2 protein-coding genes are annotated in these 2,054 nt (G+C 54.7%); one reads left to right on the top strand and one right to left on the bottom strand.

The window, feature by feature from the left end; genetic code table 11:
- Positions 1–20: 20 nt before the first annotated feature.
- The gene (locus GIW04_RS30220; RefSeq protein WP_120247743.1) at positions 21–812 is read right to left on the bottom strand and encodes a helix-turn-helix transcriptional regulator; all 792 of its coding nucleotides are present in this window, start codon (positions 810–812) and stop codon (positions 21–23) included.
- A 137-nt stretch (positions 813–949) separates the two neighbouring features.
- Between GIW04_RS30220 and GIW04_RS30215 the strand changes: the two genes are divergently transcribed.
- Positions 950–2,053, top strand: a complete 1,104-nt coding sequence (locus GIW04_RS30215) for a polyamine ABC transporter substrate-binding protein (protein WP_003190082.1) — start codon at positions 950–952, stop codon at positions 2,051–2,053.
- The last annotated feature ends 1 nt before the right edge of the window (position 2,054 follow it).

Raw genomic sequence — 2,054 nt, 5'->3', positions numbered from 1 at the left:
CGCCAGCGCACCGCCCCCCTTCAACGCGTCGATGTAATCTCCTGCCGTGGCATAAAAAACCGCGCAAACAGCTCCGACTGAGATTTGATATTCAGCTTGCTGTAGATATTGCGGCGGTGAACCTTGATGGTTTCCGTCGACAGCGACAGCTTGCCGGCGATCTCTTTGTTGGAGAACCCACTGAGCAGTAACTTGAGCACGTCTTTTTCACGCGTCGTTACGTGTGTTTCCAACTGAGTGAGTGCCTCGGCCCATGGGGTCGGCTCGGTGAGGTTTTTTGCCGGGTCAGTTTCAAAGCCCATGCGTTGATGCATCATTGCTGTTACCCACGGCTTGATCATGTCCAATACCGTTATCTGCGCCTGGGTGAAGCGCAGGTTGCTGCCAAATGACATGCACAACGTTCTGTCGGCATCGAGCCGTACGTTGTATTGCGCCTCATCGACCGAGATGTACTGCGCAAAATATTGTTGGTAGTACTCGGTTTCCCGGAAGTGTTCCGGCGCAATATCGAGCAGATGGAAGAACCCGCTCTGCGGGTTTTCTCGATCAGCGATATAGAACGGGTCCAGCAGATACAGGCCTTTCACATAGCGATGAATAAAGGCGTCGATTTCTTCGCTGTCGGCCACCTCGGGCAGGCTGATCACACGCACTGCGTGGTCACCGAAAACCAGCACCACCCAATTGTCTATCTGCACATATTCATTCAGTACCCGAATCAGCGAACTCCAGAACTCCGGGCGATTGAGCTGCATGATCAGTTTTCCAACCGATCGGTGCCAAGCCAGGCTATGAAGGTCAAGCGACATGTTCTACCCCTTTAGGGTTAGGGCTTTGCAGGCCAGAGCTAAGTACTTGTAGGTATTTACTATTCGTCGAGGCTCGGTATATTCACCCCGAGCTTACGATAGCCATGAAGGCGCGTCGTGTGGACAGGGATAGTCATATGAGTCGAGCACACTTGCGAGCTATTTTTTTAGCGTCGTTTATGGGCGCTGCAATCAGCACGCCCGCAGCCGCCGCTGAAAATTCGGTGTATCTGTATAACTGGTTCGGCTTTCTTGAGCCGCAGACGCCCAAGCAATTCCAGCAGGAGAGCGGCATCAAGCTGCATATGGATGCTTTCGACAGCGCCGAAACCATGCAGAGCAAGGTCATGGCTGGGCGCACCGGTTATGACCTGGTGGTGGCCACCTCCAATGTATTGCCCGGCTTGATCAAGGCCGGGGTGCTGCAGCCGTTGGATCGTGCGCAGTTGAGTAATCTGTCGCACATCGACCCTGACATCCTGTCCCTGCTGGCGGTCAATGACCCCGGTAACCGCTACGCCGTGCCCTATGTCTGGGGTACCACCGGCATTGGCTACGACGTGGATAAGGTCAAGGCGGCACTGGGTGATGACGCTCCGGTGGACAGCTGGGACCTGATCTTCAAAGAAGAAAACATCAGCAAGCTCAAGTCCTGTGGCGTGGCCATGCTCGACTCCCCCAGCGAGATCATTTCCATTGCCTTGCACTATCTAGGGCTGCCCAGTAACAGCACTGACCCAGAGGATTACCAGAAGGCCCAGGCGCTGTTGTTGAAAATCCGTCCCTATGTACTCTATTTCGACTCTTCCAGAATCGACACCGACCTGGCAGACGGCAATATCTGTGCGGTCGTCGGCTGGGCCAATGGTGCACTGGCGGCGCAGGCGATTAATGAAAAGTCCAACAGTGGCCGCAAGATTGCCTACAGCCTGCCGCGGGAAGGGGCGTTGGTCTGGTCTGAAAACTGGGTGTTGCTCAAGGACGCTCGCCACCCCAAGGCCGCTCTGGCGTTCATCAACTACATGCTGCGGCCACAGGTGATAGCCAAGACGTCCAACTACATGCTTTATCCCAACGCCAACAAAGATGCCACTGAGTTTGTCGAGCAAAAATTGCGGGATAACCCTTGGATCTATCCCGATAAAAAGACCATGGCGACATTGGTTCCGCTTGAGCCCTTGCCGCTGAAGGCCGAGCGTATTCGCACGCGGGTCTGGACCAAGGTTAAAAGCGGTACGTGAT

This window comes from Pseudomonas sp. PA-4-8C (assembly GCF_021606625.1).
In the GTDB taxonomy this organism is placed as follows: domain Bacteria; phylum Pseudomonadota; class Gammaproteobacteria; order Pseudomonadales; family Pseudomonadaceae; genus Aquipseudomonas; species Aquipseudomonas lactis.
This window is presented reverse-complemented; position numbering and strand designations above follow the sequence as displayed.

What these genes read in the sequence shown, in the direction of transcription:
- GIW04_RS30220 (WP_120247743.1), bottom strand. Translation starts at nt 812, where the DNA reads ATGTCGCTTGACCTTCATAGCCTGGCTTGGCACCGATCGGTTGGAAAA.
- GIW04_RS30215 (WP_003190082.1), top strand. Translation starts at nt 950, where the DNA reads ATGAGTCGAGCACACTTGCGAGCTATTTTTTTAGCGTCGTTTATGGGC.